This is a genomic window from Streptomyces sp. NPDC033136, assembly GCF_055578235.1.
Genome location: NZ_JBVIPD010000001.1, coordinates 394,906 through 412,666, shown reverse-complemented (window position 1 = coordinate 412,666; position 17,761 = coordinate 394,906). Strand labels below are relative to the sequence as shown.

Annotated in this window: 16 protein-coding genes; 9 read left to right on the top strand and 7 right to left on the bottom strand. The window is 71.0% G+C overall.

Annotation, left to right across the window (positions count from 1 at the left end; translation table 11 throughout):
- Window positions 1-111 precede the first annotated feature (111 nt).
- Window positions 112-1,875: an aspartate--tRNA ligase gene (gene aspS, locus ACZ5TL_RS01890; RefSeq protein ID WP_468586613.1), complete on the bottom strand. Its 1,764-nt coding sequence runs from the start codon at window positions 1,873-1,875 to the stop codon at window positions 112-114.
- A 190-nt stretch (window positions 1,876-2,065) separates the two neighbouring features.
- Here aspS and ACZ5TL_RS01885 point away from each other — a divergent pair, with 190 nt between their 5' ends.
- A complete protein-coding gene (locus tag ACZ5TL_RS01885; protein ID WP_468586611.1) occupies window positions 2,066-4,204 on the top strand; it encodes an ATP-binding SpoIIE family protein phosphatase in 2,139 nt (712 codons plus the stop codon).
- Window positions 4,205-4,358: 154 nt separating this feature from the next.
- Here the strand turns inward: ACZ5TL_RS01885 and ACZ5TL_RS01880 are convergent, their stop codons facing one another.
- Together ACZ5TL_RS01880 and ACZ5TL_RS01875 are read right to left on the bottom strand one after the other, a co-directional pair.
- Window positions 4,359-5,336, bottom strand: coding sequence for a pirin family protein (locus ACZ5TL_RS01880; RefSeq protein ID WP_468586610.1), 978 nt, complete (start codon window positions 5,334-5,336; stop codon window positions 4,359-4,361).
- A gap of 282 nt (window positions 5,337-5,618) precedes the next feature.
- On the bottom strand, window positions 5,619-6,083 hold the full coding sequence (locus ACZ5TL_RS01875) for an SseB family protein (protein WP_468586608.1): 465 nt from the start codon (window positions 6,081-6,083) through the stop codon (window positions 5,619-5,621).
- Window positions 6,084-6,261: 178 nt separating this feature from the next.
- Between ACZ5TL_RS01875 and ACZ5TL_RS01870 the strand changes: the two genes are divergently transcribed.
- The 4 genes from ACZ5TL_RS01870 to ACZ5TL_RS01855 all read left to right on the top strand — a co-directional run bounded on the left by ACZ5TL_RS01870 (window position 6,262) and on the right by ACZ5TL_RS01855 (window position 10,753).
- A complete protein-coding gene (locus ACZ5TL_RS01870) occupies window positions 6,262-7,077 on the top strand; it encodes an intradiol ring-cleavage dioxygenase (RefSeq protein ID WP_468586606.1) in 816 nt (271 codons plus the stop codon).
- A gap of 134 nt (window positions 7,078-7,211) precedes the next feature.
- Window positions 7,212-9,038, top strand: coding sequence for an acyl-CoA dehydrogenase (locus ACZ5TL_RS01865; protein ID WP_468587076.1), 1,827 nt, complete (start codon window positions 7,212-7,214; stop codon window positions 9,036-9,038).
- Between the two features lie 77 nt (window positions 9,039-9,115).
- Entirely contained in the window at window positions 9,116-10,414 is a 1,299-nt protein-coding gene (locus ACZ5TL_RS01860) for a M18 family aminopeptidase (RefSeq protein ID WP_468586604.1), read from the top strand.
- Between the two features lie 87 nt (window positions 10,415-10,501).
- A complete protein-coding gene (locus tag ACZ5TL_RS01855; protein ID WP_468586602.1) occupies window positions 10,502-10,753 on the top strand; it encodes a DUF6458 family protein in 252 nt (83 codons plus the stop codon).
- A 197-nt stretch (window positions 10,754-10,950) separates the two neighbouring features.
- On the opposite strand, the gene ACZ5TL_RS01850 is transcribed toward ACZ5TL_RS01855, so the two are convergent.
- Window positions 10,951-11,343, bottom strand: a complete 393-nt coding sequence (locus ACZ5TL_RS01850; protein WP_468586601.1) for a cupin domain-containing protein — start codon at window positions 11,341-11,343, stop codon at window positions 10,951-10,953.
- A 52-nt stretch (window positions 11,344-11,395) separates the two neighbouring features.
- Between ACZ5TL_RS01850 and ACZ5TL_RS01845 the strand changes: the two genes are divergently transcribed.
- Entirely contained in the window at window positions 11,396-12,397 is a 1,002-nt protein-coding gene (locus tag ACZ5TL_RS01845; protein ID WP_468586599.1) for a GlxA family transcriptional regulator, read from the top strand.
- Window positions 12,394-12,885 (top strand): LURP-one-related/scramblase family protein, encoded by a 492-nt coding sequence (locus ACZ5TL_RS01840; RefSeq protein ID WP_468586597.1) that lies wholly within the window; start codon window positions 12,394-12,396, stop codon window positions 12,883-12,885. The genes ACZ5TL_RS01845 and ACZ5TL_RS01840 overlap by 4 nt, the downstream gene beginning before the upstream one ends.
- Before the next feature lie 25 nt (window positions 12,886-12,910).
- Here the strand turns inward: ACZ5TL_RS01840 and ACZ5TL_RS01835 are convergent, their stop codons facing one another.
- Window positions 12,911-13,708, bottom strand: a complete 798-nt coding sequence (locus ACZ5TL_RS01835) for a carbon-nitrogen family hydrolase (protein ID WP_468586596.1) — start codon at window positions 13,706-13,708, stop codon at window positions 12,911-12,913.
- A 181-nt stretch (window positions 13,709-13,889) separates the two neighbouring features.
- Here ACZ5TL_RS01835 and ACZ5TL_RS01830 point away from each other — a divergent pair, with 181 nt between their 5' ends.
- Complete coding sequence (locus tag ACZ5TL_RS01830; protein WP_468586594.1) at window positions 13,890-14,714, top strand: maleylpyruvate isomerase family mycothiol-dependent enzyme; 825 nt, start codon at window positions 13,890-13,892, stop codon at window positions 14,712-14,714.
- Between the two features lie 172 nt (window positions 14,715-14,886).
- The gene (locus ACZ5TL_RS01825) at window positions 14,887-15,630 is read left to right on the top strand and encodes an SAM-dependent methyltransferase (RefSeq protein ID WP_468586592.1); all 744 of its coding nucleotides are present in this window, start codon (window positions 14,887-14,889) and stop codon (window positions 15,628-15,630) included.
- Between the two features lies 1 nt (window position 15,631).
- Here ACZ5TL_RS01825 and ACZ5TL_RS01820 read toward each other — a convergent pair whose 3' ends face one another.
- Both ACZ5TL_RS01820 and ACZ5TL_RS01815 read right to left on the bottom strand, forming a co-directional pair.
- Window positions 15,632-16,927, bottom strand: a complete 1,296-nt coding sequence (locus ACZ5TL_RS01820; RefSeq protein WP_468586590.1) for an MFS transporter — start codon at window positions 16,925-16,927, stop codon at window positions 15,632-15,634.
- Window positions 16,924-17,574: a GntR family transcriptional regulator gene (locus tag ACZ5TL_RS01815; protein ID WP_468586588.1), complete on the bottom strand. Its 651-nt coding sequence runs from the start codon at window positions 17,572-17,574 to the stop codon at window positions 16,924-16,926. The genes ACZ5TL_RS01820 and ACZ5TL_RS01815 overlap by 4 nt, the downstream gene beginning before the upstream one ends.
- Window positions 17,575-17,761 lie beyond the last annotated feature (187 nt).

Genomic DNA, 17,761 nt, shown 5'->3' with positions numbered 1-17,761 from the left:
CGACTACACTGTTACCCGGACCCCCGTGGAGCCCCCCATCCTCCCCCCCCCCCCCCCCCCCTCTCCCCTCCCCCCCCCCCCCCCCCCCCCCCCCCACTCCCCACAGATCGCCTACTTCGGCTGCGGCTTGCGCACCGACAGGTGCAGCTCCTTCAGCCGCGCCTCCTCCAGCTCCGTCGGCGCGCCCATCATCAGGTCCTGGGCGTTGCCGTTGAGCGGGAAGGCGATGGTCTCGCGGATGTTGGGCTCGTCGGCGAGCAGCATGACGATGCGGTCGACGCCGGGGGCGATGCCGCCGTGCGGCGGGGCGCCGAAGCGGAAGGCGCGCAGCATGCCGGCGAACTTCTCCTCGACGGTCTCCCTGTCGTATCCGGCGATCTCGAAGGCCTTGAGCATGATCTCCGGCTCGTGGTTCCGGATCGCGCCCGAGGACAGCTCGACGCCGTTGCAGACGATGTCGTACTGCCAGCCGAGGATGTCCAGCGGGTCCTGGGTCTCCAGGGCCTCCAGGCCGCCCTGCGGCATCGAGAAGGGGTTGTGCGAGAAGTCGATCGCGCCGGTCTCCTCGTCCTTCTCGTACATCGGGAAGTCGACGATCCAGCAGAACCGGAAGACGCCCTCCTCGAAGTGCCCGGCGCGCTTGGCGGCTTCCACGCGGACCGCGCCCATGATCTTGGAGACCTCGTCGAAGTCGCCCGCGCCGAAGAAGACGGCGTGGCCGGCCGCCAGCGACAGGCGCTTGGTCAGCTCGGCGACGTTCTCCTCGGTGAGGAACTTGGCGATCGGGCCGGACAGCGAGCCGTCCTCGGCGACGCGGACCCAGGCCAGGCCCTTGGCGCCCTGCGAGACGGCGTAGTCGCCGAGCTGGTCGAAGAACTTGCGGGGCTGGCCCGAGACGTCCGGCACCGGCAGGGCCCGCACGTGCTTGCCGGCGAAGGCCTTGAACTCCGAGCCCTCGAAGATGTCGGTGATGTCGACGAGTTCGAGCTGGGCGCGCAGGTCGGGCTTGTCGGAGCCGTACTTCAGCATCGCCTCGCGGAACGGGATCCGCGGGAACGGCGAGGTGACGTGGCGGCCGCCGCCGAACTCCTCGAACAGCTCCGTCATCAGCTTCTCGACGGGCCGGAAGACGTCCTCCTGCTCGACGAAGCTCATCTCGACGTCGAGCTGGTAGAACTCGCCCGGCGAGCGGTCGGCGCGCGCGTCCTCGTCACGGAAGCAGGGCGCGATCTGGAAGTAGCGGTCGAAGCCGGAGATCATCAGCAGCTGCTTGAACTGCTGGGGCGCCTGGGGGAGGGCGTAGAACTTGCCCGGGTGCAGGCGGGACGGGACGACGAAGTCGCGGGCCCCCTCGGGGGAGGTCGCGGACAGGATCGGCGTCGCCATCTCGTTGAAGCCCAGCGCCGTCATCTTGTGGCGGATGGCCGAGATGACCGCCGTGCGCAGCATGATGTTGCGGTGCATGCGCTCGCGGCGCAGGTCCAGGAAGCGGTACTCCAGGCGCCGCTCCTCGTTGACCCCGTCCTCGGCGTTGATCGTGAAGGGCAGCGGGGCGGCCGCGCCGAGCAGCTCGACCTCGCCGACCTCGACCTCAACCTCACCGGTGGGCAGGTCGGGGTTGACGTTCTCGGCGCCGCGGGAGACGACCTTGCCGTCGACGCGGACGGTCGACTCCTTGGAGAGCTTGTCGAGGGCCTCGTAGGCGGGGGTGCCGGGACGGGCCACGAGCTGCGTGATGCCGTAGTGGTCGCGCAGATCGATGAAGAGGATGCCGCCCAGGTCGCGCCGATTGTGCAGCCAGCCACTCAGCCGGACGTCGGTGCCGACGTCAGAGGAGCGGAGCTCGCCGCAGGTGTGGGACCTGTACCGATGCATCGTCGTTCATCCAGTCTTCGCTGATCGGGGTCTGTGTTTCACGTGAAACTGGTCCCCAGCGTACCGGGCAGGCGAAGATCGGCTCTCCACAGTTATCGATACAGTTGTCGTTCGCGCACGCCGCGGAAGTGATCGTGCGCGTGCCGGCCTTCGGTGGCAGTGTTCGATCGACTCTTCTTAAAGTAGGTCAATGCGCACTGGCGAGCCCCTGCCCGCCGTGGGGGAGGCCCTCGCCGCCCTCGCGACCGGCCTGTGGCACTGGGACACCGCCACCGGGCTGGTCACGGTCGACGCCGAGGCGGCTCGGTTGCTCGGGCTGCCCGCCGAGCAGGTCAGCCTCACGGAGGCCCAGGCCCGGGCCCGGCTGCACCCGGTCGACTGGAACGAGATCACCGGAGTGATCCAGCTCGCCGTCGCCGAGGGCACCCTCGCCGAGGTGCGGATCCGGATCATGGACGAGCAGGGCCGGGTCGTCCGGGTCGTCCGCAGCCGCTCCAAGCCGGCCTTCGACCGGGTCCGCAAGGCGTACCGCCTGATCGGCACCCTCCAGGAGGTCACCGAGCCGACGCCGGGCACTCCGGCCGGGCGCAGCGCGGTCACCGGCGACTGGCGGCGCTCGCGGGAGGCGTTCCTGCTGGACGCGGGCCGGGCGCTGGCCGAGGCGCGTTCCACCCAGGAGGTCCTGCGGGTCACGGCCAATCTGTCGATGCCCGGGTTCTCGCCGGACGGGCTGGCGGTGTTCGGCGTGGAGGGCGACCGGCTCACGGTCATCGGCCATCACGGGCAGCAGCGGGGCACCGAGAGCCCCTTCTCGGACATGCCGCTGGACACGGACTACCCGGCCGCCGAGGTGGTGCGGACCGGCCGGGCCGTGTACCTGTCCTCCGCCGAGCAGTACAAGGCCCGCTATCCGCTGACCTGGCCGCTGGCCGAGCGCTTCGGCCGCCGGTCCTGGGCGTTCCTCCCGCTGACCGTGGCCGGCCGCACGATGGGCGCCTGGATGGCGGCGTTCACCTATCCGGTCGCGTTCACCCCGGACGAGCGGTCCGTGCTGGCGACCGTGGCGCGGATGCTGGCGCAGGCCCTGACCCGGGCGGGCGTGGCCGAGAGCGAGCGGGCGCTGACCGACGGACTCCAGCGGACGATGCTGCCGAGGCTCGGCCCGCAGCGCATCCCGGGCATGAGTGTCGCCGCCCGCTACGTCCCCACCGGCGGCGGACTCCAGGTCGGCGGTGACTGGTACGACGTGATCCCGCTGCCGAGTGGACGGTTCGCGCTGGTCATCGGTGACGTCCAGGGCCATGACGTCCGGGCGGCGGGTCTGATGGGCCAGCTGCGGATCGCCCTGCGGGCCTACGCCTCGGAGGGCCACCGCCCGGACGCGGTGCTGTCCCGAGCCTCCCGTTTCCTGCACGGCATCAGCGACGAGGACCCGGCCGACGCACGCTTCGCGACCTGCGTCTACGTCGAGGTCGACCCGGCGACGGGCCTGCTGGACATCGCCCGTGCCGGGCACCCGGACCCGGCGATCCGGATGGCCGACGGCACGGTACTGACGCGGCCGACGTCGGGCGGTCTGCCGCTGGGCATCGACCCGGACGCCGACTACCCGACGACCCGGCTCGCGCTGGAACCCGGCGAGACCATGCTGATCTGCACCGACGGCCTGATCGAGACCGGCGGCCACGACCTGGACACCGGCTGGCGGCGGCTGCGCGTGATCCTCGAGGAGCACAAGGGGGATCTGGAGGAACTCGCCGACACCCTGGTGCAGGCCGTGCACGGGCCGTCCTCGCACCACACCACCGGCCCGCTGGCCGACCGTCGCGAGGACGACATCGCGATGCTGCTGCTGAGCCGGGACGGCGAGGGCTGCGGCTGCGGTGGGTCCACGTCCGTACGGCCTCCGGTCCGGCGCTCGGTGCTGACGGTCGCGCAGGCCGAGCCCGAGCGGGTCGCGGTGTCCCGGCAGCAGCTGCGGGAACTGCTGCACGACTGGACCACGCCGGACCAGGTCGACTCGGCGGTGCTGCTGCTGTCCGAGCTGCTGACGAACGTCCTCGTGCACACCGACTCCGACGCGCTGCTCGTCGCCGAGATCACCGGGGAGGTGGGGGAACGGCGGCTGCGGATCGAGGTAGCGGACACCGGCGACGAGCTGCCGCACAAGCGCAGGCCCGGGGAGCTGGCGTCCTCCGGCCGCGGCCTGGTGCTGATCGAACTGCTCGCGCACACCTGGGGGGTGGACCCGCGCGGCCAGGGCAAGAGCATCTGGTTCGAGCTCTACGAGTCCGTGAACGGTTCGGGCGACGGGTCGTGGCCGCCGTAGTGGGGCACGGCTCCCCGGGCGGCGTGGCGCCGGGGCGGCTTCGGGCAGCAGGGGGTGAAGCCCCGCACCGGCCCACCCGAGCACCCGCCTGGCGGGCCGTCCCGTCAGGAGGGCCCGCAAGGGTGACAGGGCGTCAGCGGCCCCGGGTGCCGGCTCAGTCCTGCGGACCGCTCTCCGTCATCCCGTGCACCGCCGGGACCGTGCCCAGGCGGCCCTTCTGGAAGTCCTCGAAGGCCTGCATGAGTTCGTCCTTGGTGTTCATCACGAACGGGCCGTAGTGGGCCATCGGCTCCCGGATCGGCTGCCCGCCGAGCAGGACTACCTCGAGGTCCGGCGTGTGGGAGTCCTGCTTCTCGTCCGCGCGGACGGTCAGGGAGCCGCCCGCGCCGAAGACCGCCGTCTGGCCGAGGTGGATCGGGCGGCGCTCGGCACCGACCGAGCCCTTGCCCGCCAGCACGTACGCCAGGCCGTTGAAGTCCTCCCGCCAGGGCAGCGTGACCTCCGCACCCGGCGCCACCGTCGCGTGGATCATCGCGATCGGCGTGTGCGTGATGCCGGGGCCGGCGTGCCCGTCCAGCTCACCGGCGATCACTCGCAGCAGCGCGCCGCCGTCGGGCGTGGTCAGCAGCTGGACGTTGCCGCCGCGGATGTCCTGGTAGCGCGGAGGCATCATCTTGTCCCTGGCCGGGAGGTTCACCCACAGCTGGAGGCCGTGGAAGAGACCGCCGGACATGACCAGGTGCTCCGGCGGGGCCTCGATGTGCAGCAGGCCCGAGCCGGCCGTCATCCACTGGGTGTCCCCGTTGGTGATGGTGCCGCCACCGCCCTGGGAGTCCTGGTGGTCGAAGATCCCGTCGATGATGTAGGTGACGGTCTCGAAGCCGCGGTGCGGGTGCCAGGGCGTGCCTTTGGGCTCGCCCGGCGCGTAGTCCACCTCACCCATCTGGTCCATCATGATGAACGGGTCGAGATGGCGGTAGTTGATTCCCGCGAACGCCCGGCGCACCGGGAAGCCCTCGCCCTCGAAACCGCTCGGAGCGGTCGTGACGGCGAGCACGGGACGTGCCGCGGCATCGGCAGGCGCGGTCACACGGGGCAGCGTCAACGGGTTCTCGACGGTCACAGCAGGCATGTCGGTTCCTCCTCGGGTACACCCAGTTTAGTTGAGCGTTGAACTTCCTGCCACCCCAACAGAGAAAACCGGGCCGGCATTCCCGGGCGACGGCGCAGCGAACCACGGGGCACCGGCATGACGAAAGGCCGCCGCCCCGCTGCGGGGTGACGGCCTTCGTACATCCCGTGCCCAGGATGCCCAGCGCCACGGCCGGGACCGGCCTGGAGCTCGGCCTGGAGGGCCTGGCGCTACGCCTGCCGAAGCCGAAGGAGGTCAGCCGCTCTCTGCGCGGCGATGGCGTCAGCCGTACATCCGGCGCATCGCGAACTCGACCATCTGCTCCACGGCCTTCGCGTCGAACACCATGCGGTGCTCGCCCTCCATGTCGATGACGAAGCCGTAGCCGGTCGGCAGCAGGTCCAGCACCTCGGCGCCGGTGATCACGAAGTACTTGGACTCCTTGCCGGCGTACCGGCGCAGCTCCTTGAGCGTGCTGAACATCGGGATCACCGGCTGCTGGGTGTTGTGCAGCGCGAGGAAGCCGGGGTTGTCGCCGCGCGGGCAGTAGACCTTCGACGTCGCGAAGACCTGCTGGAAGTCCTCGGCGGCCATCTGCCCGGTGGTGAACGCGCGCACCGCGTCCGTGAGCGAGGGCGGGGACGGCTCGGGGTACAGCGGCGGCTGCTGCCCGTACCCGCCGGACATCGGCTGCTGCGGAGGGGCGTACTGCCCTTGCGGGCCCGCTGTCTGGTCGTAGCCGTACATGGGCGCAAGCGTACCGAGAGCGACCGGGCGCCGGGCCGGTACGGGCTCCCTGGCAGAACCGACAGCGGCTTGACAGCGAACCGACAGCGGCCGCCCTGGCTTCCCACAGTTGCCGCTCATAGCGTCTGCCGTGCACGGGCCAGCACCTGAGACGGCAGCACACAGCGAGGAGACAGCCATGCACCGACACCACGACGACGAGGTCCACGAGCACGACAGAGGGCTCTCCTACGACCTTCCCGTTCTCGCCCGCCGCCGCATGATCCGGCTGCTGGCCGGCGCGAGCCTGGTCCCGCTGGTGGGCTGCGCCTCGGACGAGGGCACCTCGGCGTCCTCCTCTTCCTCGTCCGCCTCGTCCGCCGAGTGCGCGACCATCCCGAGCGAGACCGCCGGCCCCTACCCCGGCGACGGCTCGAACGGCGTGAACGTCCTGAAGGAGAGCGGTGTCGTCCGCAGCGACATCACCAAGAGCTTCGGCGACTCCGCGGGCGGCACCGCCGAGGGCGTGCCTCTGACGGTCACCCTGACGGTCGTGGACGCCGCCTCCGGCTGCGGCACACCGAAGAAGGGCGCCGCCGTCTACCTGTGGCACGCCGACCGGGACGGCAAGTACTCCCTGTACTCGGACGGCGTCACGGACGAGAACTACCTGCGGGGCGTGCAGGAGACGGACGACAAGGGCCAGGTCACGTTCAAGAGCGTCTTCCCCGGCTGCTACGACGGCCGCTGGCCGCACATCCACTTCGAGGTCTACGGCAGCCTGGCCGACGCCACGGCGGCCACCTCCATCACGAACACCTCGCAGCTCGCCTTCCCGAAGGACACCTGCGAGGAGGCGTACGCGGCGGAGGGCTACGGCCAGAGCGTGACGAACCTCGACCGGGTCTCCCTGGAGACGGACAACATCTTCAGCGACGGCTACGGCCGGCAGCTGGCGACGGTGAAGGGCAGCGCGACGGAGGGTTACACGGCGACACTGACGGTTCCGGTGTGACCTGTCACAGATGACCGGATCGGGGTTGCGTCTTATTACTGACGGGTAGCATCATCGTAGCTACTTGTTGGTATATGACTAGCGCGAGGATCCAGTGCCTCGCCGATCTCTCTAGGGAGCCGGGAGCCGTCGCCATGGGGCACTACAAGTCGAATCTCCGCGACATCGAGTTCAACCTCTTCGAAGTACTCGGGCGCGACAAGGTGTACGGCACCGGCCCGTTCGAGGAGACGGACGTCGAGACCGCGAAGAGCATCCTCGAGGAGATGACCCGCCTCTCGGAGAACGAGCTGGCCGAGTCCTTCATCGACGCCGACCGCAACCCGCCGGTCTTCGACCCCGAGACCAGCACCGCGCCGGTCCCGGCCTCCTTCAAGAAGAGCTACCAGGCCTTCATGGACTCCGAGTACTGGCGCCTCGGCCTGCCCGAGGAGATCGGCGGCACCACCTCGCCCCGCTCCCTGATCTGGGCGTACGCCGAACTGATCCTGGGCGCCAACCCGGCCGTGTGGATGTACTCCTCGGGCCCGGCCTTCGCCGGCATCCTCTTCGAGGAGGGCAACGAGGTCCAGAAGCACATAGCCAAGTTCGCCACCGAGAAGCAGTGGGGCTCCACGATGGTGCTCACCGAGCCCGACGCGGGCTCCGACGTGGGCGCCGGCCGCACCAAGGCCGTGCAGCAGGAGGACGGCTCCTGGCACATCGAGGGCGTGAAGCGCTTCATCACCTCCGGTGAGCACGACATGTCCGAGAACATCCTCCACTACGTGCTGGCCCGCCCCGAGGGCGCCGGCCCCGGCACCAAGGGCCTGTCCCTCTTCCTCGTCCCGAAGTACCTCTTCGACTTCGAGACCGGCGAGCTGGGCGAGCGCAACGGCGTCTACGCCACCAACGTCGAGCACAAGATGGGCCTGAAGGCCTCCAACACCTGCGAGATGACCTTCGGCGACCGGCACCCCGCCAAGGGCTGGCTGATCGGCGACAAGCACGACGGCATCCGCCAGATGTTCCGCATCATCGAGTTCGCCCGCATGATGGTCGGCACGAAGGCGATCTCCACGCTGTCCACGGGCTACCTGAACGCGCTGGAGTACGCCAAGGAGCGCGTCCAGGGTCCCGACCTGGCGAACTTCATGGACAAGACCGCGCCGAAGGTCACCATCACCCACCACCCGGACGTGCGCCGCGCGCTGATCACGCAGAAGGCGTACGCGGAGGGCATGCGCGCCCTGGTGATGTACACGGCCTCGATCCAGGACGCGATCCAGATCAAGGAGGCCGCGGGCGAGGACGCCGCCACCGAGCACGCGCTGAACGACCTGCTCCTGCCCATCGTCAAGGGCTACGGCTCCGAGAAGGGCTACGAGCAGCTCGCCCAGTCGCTGCAGACCTTCGGCGGCTCCGGCTTCCTGCAGGAGTACCCGATCGAGCAGTACATCCGGGACTCCAAGATCGACACCCTCTACGAGGGCACCACGGCGATCCAGGGCCAGGACTTCTTCTTCCGGAAGATCGTCCGCAACCAGGGCGCCGCGCTGAACTCCCTCGCCGAGGACATCAAGAAGTTCCTGGCCCTCGGCACGGGCGGCGAGGAGCTGGCCGGTGCCCGCGAGCACCTCGCCAAGGCCGCGGTCGAGCTGGAGGCCATCGTCGGCGTGATGCTCACCGACCTCGCGGCCACCGAGCAGGACGTCAAGAACATCTACAAGGTCGGGCTCAACACCACCCGCCTGCTGATGGCCTCCGGTGACGTGGTCGTCGGCTACCTGCTGCTCAAGGGCGCCGCGATCGCCGCCGAGAAGCTGGAGACCGCCTCCGCCAAGGACAAGGCCTTCTACACAGGCAAGATCGCCGCGGCCAAGTTCTTCGCCGCGAACGTGCTGCCGGGCGTCACCCTGGCCCGCAAGGTCGCCGAGGGCGTCGAGCTGGACCTGATGGAGCTGGACGAGGCCGCGTTCTAGGACCCCTCACGTCCGCTGTTCGAGGGCCTGTTCCCTTCCCGGGGGAACGGGCCCTCGTCCGTCGTTAAGGTGAACCCATGACCGAACCAGCCCGCTTCGACCGCGGCCACACCGACGACCTCATGACCTTCCTGGCGGCGAGCCCCTCGCCGTACCACGCCGTGGCCACGGCTGCCGAACGGCTGGAGAAGGCCGGCTTCCGGCAGGTCGCCGAGACGGACGCCTGGGACGGGACCACCGGCGGCAAGTACGTGCTGCGCGGCGGCGCGATCGTCGCCTGGTACGTGCCCGAGGGCGCCGCGCCCCACACGCCCTTCCGGATCGTCGGCGCCCACACCGACTCCCCCAACCTGCGCGTCAAGCCGCTCCCCGACAGCGGGGCGCACGGCTGGCGCCAGGTCGCCGTGGAGATCTACGGCGGACCGCTGCTCAACTCCTGGCTGGACCGCGACCTGGGCCTCGCCGGCCGGCTGACCCTGCGCGACGGCTCGACGCGCCTGGTCAACGTCGACCGGCCGCTGCTGCGCGTGCCCCAGCTCGCCATCCACCTGGACCGCTCGGTGACGGCCGACGGCCTCAAGCTCGACAAGCAGCGGCACATGCAGCCCGTCTGGGGCCTGGGCCACGACGTCCGCGACGGCGACCTGATCGCCTTCCTGGAGGAGACGGCCGGCATTCCCGCGGGCGAGGTCACCGGCTGGGACCTCATGACGCACTCCGTGGAACCGCCCGCCTACCTGGGCCGCGACCGCGACCTGCTGGCCGGCCCGCGCATGGACAACCTGCTGTCGGTGCACGCCGGCACCGCGGCCCTCGCGGCCGTCGCCTCGTCGTCGTCCCAACCGGCCTCCATCCCGGTCCTGGCCGCCTTCGACCACGAGGAGAACGGCTCCCAGTCCGACACAGGCGCGGACGGGCCGCTGCTCGGCAACGTGCTGGAGCGCTCGGTGTTCGCCCGCGGCGGCTCCTACGAGGACCGGGCCCGCGCCTTCGCCGGCACGGTCTGCCTGTCCTCCGACACCGGCCACGCCGTCCACCCCAACTACGCGGAGCGGCACGACCCGACGCACCACCCGCGCGTCAACGGCGGCCCGATCCTCAAGGTCAACGTCAACAACCGCTACGCCACGGACGGTTCGGGCCGCGCGGAGTTCACGGCGGCCTGCGAGGCGGCCGACGTGCCCTTCCAGTCCTTCGTCTCCAACAACTCCATGCCCTGCGGCACCACGATCGGCCCGATCACCGCCGCCCGGCACGGCATCAGGACCGTCGACATCGGCGTGGCCATCCTGTCGATGCACAGCGCACGCGAACTGTGCGGCGCCGACGACCCGTTCCTCCTCGCGGGCGCGCTGACCGCGTTCCTGGAGAAGTAGAACAGGCCACCACCGCATGGGTGTTCCCCGCCGGGGTACCCGGTGTGCGGGACCGGAACGACCGGACCGTACAGGGAGGCGACACTCATGGGCCTCGGCGGATGCATCATCCTCATCGCCGTGGGAGCCATCCTCACGTTCGCGACCGACTGGGACATGCAGGGGGTCAACCTCGACCTGGTCGGCATCATCCTGATGATCGTCGGACTGATCGGCGTCACCACGTTCAGCAGCATCGCCAGGCGTCGGCGCGTGGTGGTGCCCCCCACGACGCAGGTCGTCGAAGACCCGGCGGCACACCACCGCCGCGACGGATACAGCGACGGATACGGCGTGTGACGCCCGAGGCGGTCAGGCATCCGTCCCGGCCTGCACGAGGGAAAGCCGGTCCGCCCCCGCCCCGGTGAGGCGGACGGGCACGCTCCAGGGTTCGGGTTCGAGGGCGCGGGGACACATCCGTCCCCGCGCCCTCGCCGCTGCCCGGCGGCTCCGGCGGGGTCGCCCCAGGCCGGCGACTGACCTTCCGGCACCTGCGGTCAGCCGAGCGCGTGCCCCGTCGTGGCGTCCACGTGGCCGGGTACCTCGTCGTGACGGTCGCCCACCGTCAGGGTGCCGGTCGGTTCGAACATGAGGATCGCGGTCGGGACGGGGGCGTACGGCTTGTGTTCGGTGCCGCGGGGGACCGTGAAGACGCTGCCCTTGGGGAGGACGACCGTGCGCTCTCCGGCCGGCTCGCGCAGGCCGATGTGCAGCTCGCCGTCGAGGACGAGGAAGAACTCATCGGTGTGGTCGTGGACGTGCCAGACGTGCTCGCCCTCGACCTTGGCGATCCGGACGTCGTAGTCGTTGACAGCGGTGGCGATGCGGGGGCTCCACTGCTCCGAGAAGGAGTCCAGGGCAGCGGCGAGGGAGACGGGTTCCTGGGTCATGAGGCGATCCTGCGGGGTGCCGTACGCGGGGCGCGAGTGCTAGGAATCGCACATGCCGCAAGAATCCTCGCAGCGCCTCCAGCGTCTCCACCGGGTCGTGCTGCTGGTCGACGAGAACTCCAACCCGTTCGAGATGAGCTGCGCCATCGAGGTGTTCGGGCTGCGCAGACCGGAGCTGGGGCGGGAGCTGTACGACTTCCGGCTGTGTGCCGCCGCGCCGCACACCCGGATGCGGGACGGTTTCTTCACGCTGACCGGCGTGGCCGGGCCGGAGGCCGCCGAGGACGCGGACACCCTGATCGTGCCGAACCGGCCCGACACCGGCACGCCCCGTGCGCCGCGCGTCCTGGACGTCGTACGCCGGGCACACGCGCGTGGTGCGCGGCTCGTCGGATTCTGCTCGGGCGCGTTCACGCTCGCGGAGGCCGGACTGCTGGACGGGCGGCGGGCGGCCTGTCACTGGATGTGGGCGCAGTCGTTCCGGGCGCGGTTCCCGGAGGTCCGGCTGGAGCCGGACGTGCTGTTCGTGGACGACGGCGACATCCTGACCGCGTCCGGCAGCGCCTCGGCGCTGGACCTGGGACTGCACCTCGTACGGCGTGATCACGGCGCGGAGGTCGCCAACCACGTCTCCCGCCGGCTGGTGTTCGCCGCACACCGGGACGGCGGGCAGCGGCAGTTCTTGGAGCGGCCGGTGCCGGAGGTGCGGGACGAGTCCCTGGCGCCCCTGCTGGCGTGGGCGCAGGAGCGGCTGGGCGAGCCGCTGACGGTGGCGGAGCTGGCCGCACGCGCACGGGTCAGCCCGGCCACGCTGCACCGCCGTTTCCGCGCCCAGCTCGGAACGACGCCGCTGGCGTGGCTCACCGGGGAGCGCGTGGCGCTGGCCTGCCGGCTGATCGAGCGGGGCGAGGAGCGGCTGGACGTGGTGGCGGCCCGGAGCGGGCTCGGTACGGGCGCCAACCTGCGGGCGCGACTGCGGCGGGCGACCGGGCTCAGCCCGTCGGCCTACAGACGGCGTTTCGGAACCGGTGGCGGGGAAGCCCTGGTCTCATGAGATTCCTCGTGTACGACCGGCTCCTCGGCTTCGGTGACGACTACTGGATCGAGGACGAGCACGGCAGCAAGGTGTTCCTCGTCGACGGCAAGGCCCTGCGGCTGCGGGACACCTGGGAGCTGAAGGACACCCAGGGGCACGTCCTCGTCGACATCCACCAGAAGATGCTCGCCCTGCGCGACACGATGGTGCTCCAGCGCGCCGGGGAGCCGCTGGCGACGATCCGCAGGAAACGCCTGTCCCTGCTGCGCAACCACTACCGGGTCTCCCTGGCCGACGGCAACGAACTCGACGTCAGCGGCAAGGTCCTCGACCGGGAGTTCGCCGTCGAGTACGACGGGGAGCTGCTGGCGGTGATCTCCCGGCGGTGGCTCACCCTGCGGGACACCTACGGCGTGGACGTCGTCCGCGACGACGCGGACCCGGCGCTGCTGATCGCGGTGGCGGTGTGCGTGATCCACCTGGCGGAGAAGGAGCGGGAGGACTGAGGGGTCCTCTCACCATGAACGCCGGTCAGGGCCGGCGCGGGGGCTGGAGTCCCAGCACCCGGTCCTTCAGCGCCGGGAACTGCTCCCGGGTCGTCGCGACCTTCCCCGGGTCGAACTCCACCGTGAGGACCTCCTCGCCGGCGCCGGCCTCGGCCAGCACCTCGCCCCACGGGTCGACCACGATCGAGTGACCGGCCTGGGGAACTCCGGCGTGCGTCCCGGCCGTTCCGCAGGCGACGACGAACGACTGGTTCTCGACCGCGCGGGCCTGGGCCAGCAGCGTCCAGTGGGACCGGCGGCGTTCCGGCCAGCCCGCCGGCACCACCAGCGTCTCGGCACCGGCGTCGACGAGAGAGCGGAAGAGTTCGGGGAAGCGGAGGTCGTAGCAGGTGGCCAGCCCCAGGGTGGTCGACGGCAGACGAACCGTCACCGGTTCGGTGCCCGCGCCCATGAGCACGGCTTCGCCCTTGTCGAAGCCGAAGCGGTGGATCTTGCGGTAGGCGGCGGCCAGATCGCCGGAGGGCGAGAAGACGAGGGAGGTGTTGTACAGGGGACCGTCCGGATCGCGCTCGGGAATCGACCCCGCGTGCAGCCACACGCCCGCGTCGCTCGCGGCCTTCGCCATCGCCTCGTACGTCGGCCCTTCGAGCGGCTCGGCCTCGCGCCCGAAGTCCTCGTAGGCGAAGGCGCCCGTGGTCCACAGCTCCGGCAGGACGACGAGATCGGCTCCGGCCTGCTCCCGGACCGACGCGACCACGCGCCGGCGGCGCGCTTCGACCGATTCGTCCTCGTTCACGGCGATCTGGATCACAGAGGCGCGCACACTACCACCGTCCTGGCATTCGAGCCGTCCACACGGGCCTACGATCGTCACACGAAAGCACTGCCGGGGTGCCTCACAGCAGCGTAACTTAGCTCGCAAGACGCCCGCCGACAGCCGCCACCTCCCACTGGCAACGCCGCCACCACCTGCCCGTGCACCGACCGCCGAGGGGTCCCGTTCCGTGAGTCTGCATCCCACCCTCCAGCCCTACGCCGACGCCTGGACCCACTCCATCGAAGCGATATCCGAGCTGGTGGGGCCGCTCGCGGAGGCAGAGTGGAACCGGCGCACGCCCTGCCCGGGGTGGTCGGTGCGGGACGTGGTCTCCCATGTCATCGGCCTGGACTGCGAGATGCTCGGCGACCCGCGCCCCATCCACAGCCTCCCGCGCGACCTCTTCCACGTCACCAACGAGCACCAGCGTTACATGGAGATGCAGGTCGACGTCCGCCGCCACCACACGGCGCCGGAGATGACCTCCGAGCTGGAGTACGTGATCATCCGCCGCAACCGGCAGCTGCGCAACGAGTCGCGTGACCCGGGCACGAAGGTGCGGGGGCCACTCGGCAGCGAGCTCACGCTCGAGGAGTCGATGCGGCGCCACGCGTTCGACGTGTGGGTGCACGAGCAGGACCTGCGCACGGCCCTCGGCCGGCCCGGCAGCCTCGACTCCCCCGGCGCGCACGTCGCCCGTGACGTGCTCCTCGGCGAACTTCCGCGCGTGGTGGCCGAGGACGCGCAGGCACCGCGCAGTTCGGCGGTCGTCTTCGACGTCCACGGTCCCCTCGAGTTCCTGCGCACGATCCGCGTCGACATCCAGGGCCGGGGCACCCTGGAGACGGCCCCCGCACTCGGCCCCGCCGCGACCCTCACCCTCGACTGGGAGACGTACGTACGCCTGGCCTGCGGCCGCGTCACGCCGGAGTCGGTGACCGACCGGGTGAAGACGGAGGGCGACCCGGAACTGACGGCGGCGATCCTGCGCAACTTCACGGTGACGCAGTAATCCCGCTGCGGGCAGTCGTGCCACTGGGGCGTCGGGGTCCCCCCTGCTGGAAGAGCTTGGGGGGAGGCCCCCCCGCTTTGCCGGGCGGCGCATCCACCCGCCCCCAGCACCGGCGGACAGTGCGGCAAAACCCCGTGCCGGCCACTCGCCGGTCCCCGTAGCGTCCCTGAGCATGACAACCCCACCCCGCCACACCCGTCTCACCTTCCACGGCCCCCTGTCCGAGGCACGGGCCGAGCAACTCGTGACCCGCCTGACGGGCAACGCCCCCACAACCGTCCTCGACATCGGCTGCGGCTGGGGCGAGCTGATGCTCCGCATCCTGGCCACCGCTGCGAAGGCAACCGGCACCGGCATCGACATCAACCCCGAGGACCTGGCCCGCGCCCGCCGGGCCGCCGAGGAACGGGGGCTGACCGACCGGGTCCGTTTCCTCGAGGAATCCGCCACCGAGACCTCCCACGGCCCCGCCGACCTCGTCCTGTGCGTGGGCGCGAGCCAGGCCCTCGGCAGCCACCTGCCCCAAGCCCTCGGCGAACTACGCGGGCTCGTCTCCGACCACGGCCGTGTCCTGCTCGGCGAGGGCTTCTGGCAACGCCCTCCGACCCCGGCCGAACTGTCCCGCATGTGGCCGGGCGCCGCCCCCACCGACCACCACGACCTCGCGACCGTGGTGGACCTGGCGATCGACGCCGGGTTCCGGCCGGAGTGGACGGAGACCGCGAGCCTCGACGAATGGGAGGAGTTCGAGTCGGCGTACCTCGCGGACGTCGAGGTGTGGCTCGCCGAACACCCGGGGCACCAGCTCGCGGCCGAGACCCGGGAGCGCGCCGACCGCCACCGAGCCGCCTGGCTCACCTACCGCGGCGTCCTCGGCCTCGCCTACCTCACCCTCGTACCCGTGGCGGCCCGCTGACCTACGCCGGGACGTGCACCGTCTCCACCCGGCTCGCCACCAGCCGCTCCCGCTCCCGCCGGGCCGCCTGCCGGCGCAGTCGCAGGATCTGCGCGGCCCCGAAGGCCTGGAGCACGAACACCGCCGAGAAGGCCACGGTGTAGTCGTCGCCGGTGGCGTCCAGCAGCATCCCGATCGCGAACAGCGTGGTCATGGAGGCCACGAAGCCGCCCATGTTGGTGATGCCGGAGGCGGTGCCCTGCCGCTCGGGCGGGTTCGCCGGGCGGGCGAAGTCGAAGCCGATCATCGACGCGGGCCCGCACGCCCCGAGCACCGTGCACAGCACGATCAGCAGCCACATCGGGGCGTGCGCGCCGGGGTAGGCCAGCGTCGCCGCCCACAGGGCCGCCGTCGTCCCGACCGTGCCCAGCGCGAGCGGCAGCCGCGCCCCGTGGTGCCGGGCGACGACCTGCCCGTAGACCAGGCCGACGACCATGTTCGAGAGCACGACGAGCGTGAGGAGTTCGCCGGCCGCGGCGCGGGAGAGCCCCTGCGCCTCGACCAGGAAGGGCAGGCCCCAGAGCAGCAGGAACACCATCGCCGGGAACTGGGTGGTGAAGTGCACCCACAGGCCGAGCCGGGTCCCCGGCTCCCGCCAGGCCGCGGCGATCTGCCGCCGTACGTAGGCGGCGCCCTGGTGCGGGAGCGGCTCCGGCTCGTGGCCCTCCGGGTGGTCCTTCAGGAACAGCAGCACCAGCACGAACACCACGGCCCCGGCGATCGCGCTGCCCGCGAACGCCGCCGTCCAGCCGATCCCGTGCAGCAGCCGGGCGAGGACGAGCGTGGAGACCAGGTTGCCCGCCATGCCGACCAGCCCCGCGAACTGGGCGACGAGCGGCCCGCGCCGGGCCGGGAACCACCGACTGCCCAGGCGCAGCACGCTGATGAACGTCAGCGCGTCACCGCAGCCGAGCAGCGCCCGGGAGGCGAGCGCCATGCCGTACGAGGGGGAGAACGCGAAGCCCAGCTGCCCAGCCGTGAACAGCACCGCGCCGAGCGCCAGCACCTTCTTGGTGCCGAGCCGGTCGACCAGCAGCCCGACGGGTATCTGCATGCCCGCGTAGACCAGCAGCTGGAGGATCGAGAACGTGGCGAGCGCGGAGGCGTTGACGTGGAAGCGGTCGGCGGCGTCGAGGCCGGCGACGCCCAGGGACGTGCGGAAGATGACGGCGACGAAGTAGACCGAGACGCCGACGCCCCAGACGGCCAGGGCCCGCCGGCCGCCCGGAGGATCGTCAGGCAGCGTGGTGGAGCTCATCGGACCTCCCCCCGGGCCAGGTGCGAGAACCAGCCGACGTGCCGGTGGACGAGCCCGACGGCCGCCTCGGCGTCCCCGGCGCGCAGCGCGTCGAGGATCTCCCCGTGTTCGGCGAGGGTCTTGGCGATCCGGTCGGGGTGGGAGTGCATGACCGCGACGCCCATGCGCAGCTGGCGGTCGCGCAGCTGGTCGTAGAGGCGGGAGAGGATCTCGTTGCCGCCGCTGCGGACGATCTCGGCGTGGAAGCAGCGGTCGGTGACGGCGGCGCCCGCGAGGTCCCCGGCGGCGGCCTGCTTCTTCTGCCGGGCCAGCAGCTCCTCCAGTCGCTCGATGAGCCCGGGGGGCGCGGGGACGGCCTTGCGCGCCGCGTGCTCCTCGACGAGCAGCCGGGTCTCCACCACGTCGGCGATCTCCTGCGCGGAGACGGGCAGTACCAGGGCGCCCTTCTTGGGGTAGAGCCGGATGAGCCCCTCGGCCTCCAGCCGGAGCAGCGCCTCGCGTACCGGTGTGCGCGAGACCCCGACGGCCTCCGCGAGCTCGCCCTCGGTGAGGAGGGTGCCGCCCTCGTAGCGGCGCTCCAGGACACCCTGTTTGACGTGGGTGTAGACGCGGTCGGCGGCGGGCGGTTGCTTCACGGCCAAGGTCATGCCCACAGCATAGATACAACAGGTGTGCATGGATGCATCTGTCCAGTATGCGGAAGCGAATGTCACACGTCTGTGGCAAAGGAGGGGACCCCCTCGTCAACGGCGCATCCTTCTGTGCTAGTTACGAGTCAGACACGTGCGGCCTCCTTCCCCTCGTCCTCAACTCGGTCGCACCCTTGGGGCACTC